The sequence below is a fragment of the Streptomyces sp. NPDC101225 genome (genome assembly GCF_044767585.1).
In the GTDB taxonomy this organism is placed as follows: Bacteria; Actinomycetota; Actinomycetes; order Streptomycetales; family Streptomycetaceae; genus Streptomyces.
This window is the reverse complement of sequence record NZ_JBIWOE010000008.1, coordinates 321,665-327,664: the sequence shown is the minus strand read 5'-3', so window position 1 is coordinate 327,664 and position 6,000 is coordinate 321,665. Positions and strand designations below refer to the sequence as shown.

The 6,000-nt window shown below is 69.5% G+C and carries 5 protein-coding genes and 1 pseudogene; all 6 read left to right on the top strand.

What is annotated here, in order from left to right:
* A pseudogene (locus ACIRPX_RS15165) lies at positions 1-213 on the top strand (3D-(3,5/4)-trihydroxycyclohexane-1,2-dione acylhydrolase (decyclizing)); the annotation flags it as partial.
* 29 nt (positions 214-242) lie between these two features.
* The gene (locus ACIRPX_RS15160) at positions 243-1,739 is read left to right on the top strand and encodes a CoA-acylating methylmalonate-semialdehyde dehydrogenase (RefSeq protein WP_404193608.1); all 1,497 of its coding nucleotides are present in this window, start codon (positions 243-245) and stop codon (positions 1,737-1,739) included.
* 116 nt (positions 1,740-1,855) lie between these two features.
* Positions 1,856-3,286 (top strand): sugar porter family MFS transporter, encoded by a 1,431-nt coding sequence (locus ACIRPX_RS15155; protein WP_404193605.1) that lies wholly within the window; start codon positions 1,856-1,858, stop codon positions 3,284-3,286.
* 52 nt (positions 3,287-3,338) lie between these two features.
* Complete coding sequence (locus ACIRPX_RS15150) at positions 3,339-4,355, top strand: Gfo/Idh/MocA family protein (protein WP_404193602.1); 1,017 nt, start codon at positions 3,339-3,341, stop codon at positions 4,353-4,355.
* A gap of 353 nt (positions 4,356-4,708) precedes the next feature.
* Positions 4,709-5,407, top strand: coding sequence for a transposase (locus tag ACIRPX_RS15145; RefSeq protein ID WP_404193600.1), 699 nt, complete (start codon positions 4,709-4,711; stop codon positions 5,405-5,407).
* The gene (locus ACIRPX_RS15140; RefSeq protein WP_404193597.1) at positions 5,398-5,679 is read left to right on the top strand and encodes a hypothetical protein; all 282 of its coding nucleotides are present in this window, start codon (positions 5,398-5,400) and stop codon (positions 5,677-5,679) included. Before ACIRPX_RS15145 ends, ACIRPX_RS15140 begins: the two co-directional genes overlap by 10 nt.
* The last annotated feature ends 321 nt before the right edge of the window (positions 5,680-6,000 follow it).

The window sequence follows — 6,000 nt, the reverse complement described above, 5'->3', positions numbered from 1 at the left end:
ACCTCCGTGGACGAGTTCCGCACGGCGATGGAGAAGGCCAAGGCCGCCTCCCGCACCACCGTCGTGCACGTCGAGACCGACCTGTACGGCCCCAACCCGCCCGGCCACGGCTGGTGGGACGTCCCGGTCAGCCAGGCCTCCGCCCTGGACTCCACACGCTCCGCGTTCGAGACGTACGCCGCCCACAAGCAGAACCAGCGCCACTACCTGTAAGACCCCGCCCCCGCAAAGGAACCCGCACCGTGACCACCATCCAGCACTGGATCAACGGCTCCCCCACCCAGGGCGCCGCCACCTCCACCCAGCCGGTCTTCAACCCGGCCACCGGCGCCGAGCAGACCCGGGTCGTCCTGGGCGGCGGCGCGGACGTGGACGCCGCCGTCGCCGCCGCCGCCACGGCGTTCGAGACCTGGTCGGAGTCCTCCCTCACCCAGCGCACGCAGGTGATGTTCAACTTCCGCCAGCTGCTCGTCGGACACGAGGAGGAGCTGGGCCGGATCATCTCCGCCGAGCACGGCAAGACCGTCGACGACGCCCGCGGCGAGATCGCCCGCGGACGTGAGGTCGTCGAGTTCGCCTGCGGCCTCGGAGACGTCCTGAAGGGCTCCTTCTCCGATCAGGTCTCCCGCGGCATCGACGTGCACAACTTCCGTCAGGCGCTGGGCGTCGTCGCGGGCATCACCCCGTTCAACTTCCCCGCGATGGTGCCGCTGTGGATGCACCCGATCGCCATCGCCACCGGCAACACCTTCGTCCTCAAGCCGTCCGAGCGCGACCCCTCCGCCGCGAACTTCGTCGCCGGGCTGTACAAGAAGGCGGGCCTGCCCGACGGCGTGTTCAACGTCGTCCACGGCGGCAAGGACGCGGTCGACGCGATCCTCATCCACCCCGGCGTCCAGGCCGTCTCCTTCGTCGGCTCCACCCCGATCGCCAAGTACGTCCACGAGCGGGCCACCGCGCACGGCAAGCGGGTCCAGGCCCTCGGCGGCGCCAAGAACCACGCCGTCGTCCTGCCCGACGCCGACCTCGAGTTCGCCGCCGACCACATCACCGCCGGCGCCTACGGCTCCGCCGGCGAACGCTGCATGGCCGTGTCGGTGGCCGTCGCCGTCGGTGACGCGGCCGACCAGTTGGTCGAGATCCTGGAGCGCAAGGCGGGCGAGGTGAAGGTCGGCCCCGGCGACGCCCCCGACACCGAGATGGGCCCGCTCGTCACCAAGGCCGCCCAGGAACGAGTCGAGAAGGCCGTCGCCACGGCCGCCGCGCAGGGCGCCACCGTCGTCGTCGACGGCAGGGGACTGAAGGTCGAGGGCCACGAGGACGGCTTCTTCACCGGTCCCTCCCTCCTCGACCACGTCACCACCGAGATGGACGCCTACCAGGAGGAGCTGTTCGGCCCGGTCCTCGCCATCGTCCGCGCAGACAGCCTCGACCAGGCCATCGACCTGATCAACGCCAACCCCTACGGCAACGGCACCGCCCTGTTCACCGGTTCCGGCGAGGCCGCCCGCCGCTTCCAGCGCCGCATCAAGGTCGGCATGATCGGCATCAACGTCCCCGTCCCGGTCCCGATGTCGTACTACTCCTTCGGCGGCTGGAAGGACTCCCTCATCGGCGACTCGCCCATCCACGGCCCCGAGGGTATCCGGTTCTACACCCGCCCCAAGGTCGTCACCACCCGCTGGCCCCGGCCCACCCAGCGGCACACCGCCGGCTTCAGCTTCCCCACCTCCACCTGACGGCGGGCGACTGTCCCGCACAACACCCCGTCCTCCTCAGGGCACGCATGTGCCGGCACCTGGCCCGATGCTGCCCTGAGGGGACCCCATCGAACCCCACGCGACAGGAGACGGCCATGGACGTCAAGGACGACGACGTGTCCCAGGCCCGTACAGCATCCGTTCTCACCGACGACGCTCCGCCCTCCGTCCGGAGGCGGTTGCGGATCATCACGATCATCGCCACCTTCGGCGGACTGCTCTTCGGCTACGACACCGGCGTCATCAACGGCGCCCTGCCGTACATGACCGACGACCTCGGCCTGACCCCGTTCACGGAGGGCCTGGTCACCAGCTCCCTGCTGCTCGGCGCGGCGCTCGGCTCGCTCCTCGGCGGCCGGTTGTCCGACGCGCGCGGCCGGCGGCGCAACATCCTGCTCCTGGCGGTGATGTTCTTCTTCGGAGCACTCGGCTGCGCCCTGGCCCCGAACACCGAGCTGATGGTGCTGGCACGCTTCGTACTGGGCCTCGCGGTGGGTGGCGCGTCGGTGACTGTGCCGGTGTACCTGGCGGAGATCTCCCCGGCCGAGCGCCGGGGGCGTCTGGTCACCCGTAACGAGCTGATGATCGTCAGCGGTCAGCTGGCCGCGTTCACCTTCAACGCGATCATCGCCGGCGTCGGCGGCGAGTCCGGCGGCATCTGGCGCTGGATGCTGGTCGTCGCGACGCTGCCCGCGGTCGCACTCTGGTTCGGCATGCTGGTCATGCCGGAGAGCCCGCGCTGGCTCGCTTCGAAGGCCCGGTACGCGGACGCGCTGGCCGTCCTGAAGCAGGTCCGCTCCGAACAGCGCGCCGAGGCCGAACTCGCCGAGGTCACCGCGATGGCCGTCGAGGACGAGAAGGCCAAGCTCGGCGGCTGGGACGACCTCAGGGTGCCGTGGGTGCGCAAGCTGGTCGTCGTAGGGATCGGTATCGCGATCGTCATGCAGATCACCGGCGTGAACACCATCATGTACTACGGCACCCAGATCCTCACCGACGCCGGTTTCGCCGCCGACAGCGCGCTGACCGCGAACATCGCCAACGGCGTGATCTCCGTACTGGCCACCTTCGTCGGCATCTGGCTGCTGGGCCGCGTCAACCGCCGCCCCATGCTGATGATCGGCCAACTCGGCACCATCGCCGCCCAGTTGCTGATCGGCGTGTTCTCCCTCGTGCTGCCCGCCGGCGACGGCCGCGCGTTCGCGGTCCTGGCCATGACCGTCACCTTCCTCGCCTTCCAGCAGGGCGCCATCTCCCCGGTGACCTGGCTGATGCTGTCCGAGATCTTCCCGCTCAAGATGCGCGGCTTCGGCCTGGGCATCGCGGCCTTCGCCCTGTGGATCACCAATTTCCTCATCGGGCTGGCCTTCCCGGTCCTCGTCGACACGGTCGGCGTGTCCAACACCTTCTTCGTCTTCGTCGCCCTGGGCGTTCTCGCGGTCGCCTTCGTCAGGCTGTACGTGCCCGAGACACGTGGACGCACCCTGGAGAACCTCGAACACGAACTCAAGGCCCGCTACTCCTGAACCTCCCTGTCTCCGGTCCCGCCGGGGCCCGGGGACGCAGAAAGGAAACTCCATGACTGTGCGCGTAGGAGTCATCGGCGCCGGCTGGATCGGCCGGGAACACATCCGCCGTCTCACCGAGACCGTGACCGGCGCCCAGGTCACCGCGGTCACCGACATCGACGCGGCGCGCGCCGAGGAAGCGGCGGCGCGAGTCGGCGCCCGGGTGTTCGCGAACGGACCCGAACTGATCGCGGCCGACGACGTCGACGCGGTGCTCGTCACGTCCTGGGGCCCGACCCATGCCGAGCACGTGCTGGGCGCGATCGCTGCCGGCAAACCGGTGTTCTGCGAGAAGCCCCTCGCCACCACCACGGAGGACTGCCTGAAGATCATCGAGGCCGAGACCGCCCACGGCCGCCGCCTGGTCCAGGTCGGCTTCATGCGCCGCTACGACGCCGGCTACCGCCAGATGAAGCAGGTCATCGACTCCGGCCGGATCGGCGAGCCGCTCGTGGTGCACTGCGCCCACCGCAACCCGACCGTGCCCGAGTCGTACCACACCGACATGGCCGCTCTCGACTCGGCTGTCCACGAGATCGACGTGCTGCGCTGGCTCCTCGACGATGAGATCGTCTCCGTCCAGGTGGTCCTGCCGCGTTCCACGAGCAAGCGGTACCCGCACCTCAAGGACCCGCAGATCATGCTCTTCGAGACCGGCAACGGCGTCCGTATCGACCTCGAGGTCTTCGTCAACTGCCAGTACGGCTACGACATCCAGTGCGAGACCGTCGGCGAGGAGGGCCTCGTACGGCTGCCCGACCCGGCCTCGGTCGGTGTGCGTACCGCGGCGCAGCACAGCACGGAGGTGCTCACGGACTGGGTGGGACGTTTCGTGGACGCGTTCGACACCGAGTTCCGCGAGTGGATCGCCTCTGTCGCGGCTGATGCCGAGCCCACCGGCCCGTCGTCCTGGGACGGCTACGCCGCCACCGTCATCTCCAACGCGACGGTCGAGGCACGGAAGTCGGGCGGCATCGTCGCCACCGACATGAAGCCGCGGCCCGCTTTCTACGGCGGCACCCTGTGAAGATCGCCAACCGCGCGTGATGGGCGTTCGACAAGAACGAACACCGCTCGGCCGTCCGCTCCGGGAGCGGACGGCCGACGCCTTGTGCCGGAACGACGGCTGGGGCGGGGTACCGAGCAGCTTGGCGCTGTGCGGCACAGCGCGGAAGAGCCGCTGTCTCCGGAGTGAGAGGCCTCGGTTTCTTCCGACTTCTGATGCGATGAAGGAGCGGGGCCTCCCGCTCCGGCCGGGTGCGGACGATGCCCGGTCCAGGAGAAGAATCGACCGTCCACAGGCAGGAGGCCCCTGATGGACCGTGAGTAAACCTACGGCGGACCCCAGGTCGTGGGTGTGGACCTGCATGCCGGCGCTCGATGCTGCTGCGCTTGACCCCGGAGGGCCAGCGGCTGGTCCGGGTGCGGATCGACAACATTCCCGCCGCGCTGAAGGCGGGTGTGGCCAAGGCGGGCGCGCACCCGAAGGTGGTGCTGGATGCGACCCACGGCTGGTACCGGGCCGCCGACGCCCTGGCGGAGGCCGGAGCCGAGGCCCATCTCGCGCATCCGCTCGGAGTGAAGATGTTCACCTACCGGCGGGTCAAGACCAAGGACAAGGAAGCGGCCGACCTGACGGACCTGTTGCGCATGGGGCTTCCGCCCGAGGCATGGATCGCCCCGCCCCGGGTCCGAGAGATACGGGAGCTGGTGCGCTACCGCCAGAAGCTGGTCAACGCGCGCACCTCGGCGAAGACGCAGGTCCACGCAGTCCTTGCCAGGGTCTGCCCGCACGTGCCGGTGACCGATCTGTTCGGCCGGGCCGGCCGCGACTGGCTTGCAGGGCTCTCGCTGCACGGCCCCTACCGGGCGCGGGTCGCTTCGCTGATGCGGCTGATCGCCTTCCTCGACGGAGAGACCAGCGGCATCGAGAAGCTCACCGCGCAGTCGCTCGCCGCTGATCCCGGCTACCGCGCGGTGCAGACGATTGCCGGGGTTGGCCCGGTCTTCGTCGCGGTGATGGTCGCCGAGATCGGCGACGTCACCCGCTTCGCCAGTCCCGGACAACTGTGTTCCTGACCCCGCGTCACCGCGCCTCGGACACCGAGATCCACCAGGAACCGATCACCAAACAGGGCTCGCCGCTGCTGCGTTGGGCCTGCATGGAAGCGGTCCAGCGATGCTCCGCCGACACCCCGATGAGGCGGCTGAAGGACCGCATCACCCAACGCCGCGGCACCGGCGCCCGCAACACCGCCAAGACCGCCGCGGCCCGCAAGCTGCTCACCCTGGTCTTCTACGCCCTGCGCGACGGCGTTGTCCGCTGCCTGGCGAAGACGGCCATGGCGTGAGCAGGCCGGAACACGGCCAGCGCGCGATCGTTCTCTGTCTGGCTCCTGCCTCGGCGGCGCGGCCGTTCGTCTGATCGGATCCCGTCGGTCGTCGCGAAACGCCCCATGCAGGGGCCCGTCCGGCCCACCGGCTGGACACGTGCCCGCGAAGGGATGACCGGCAGCCGAGCCTGCCCACCACGTGACCACACCGTTGGGGCGAGACACACAACTTCACACCCCTGCCCCTGGCGCGGACGACCTTGACGTCGTGCCCTGCTTCACGCTGATCTCAGTCAGCCGAAAACCGATAGAAAGACGGACAAGACAGCCGCTTGACCG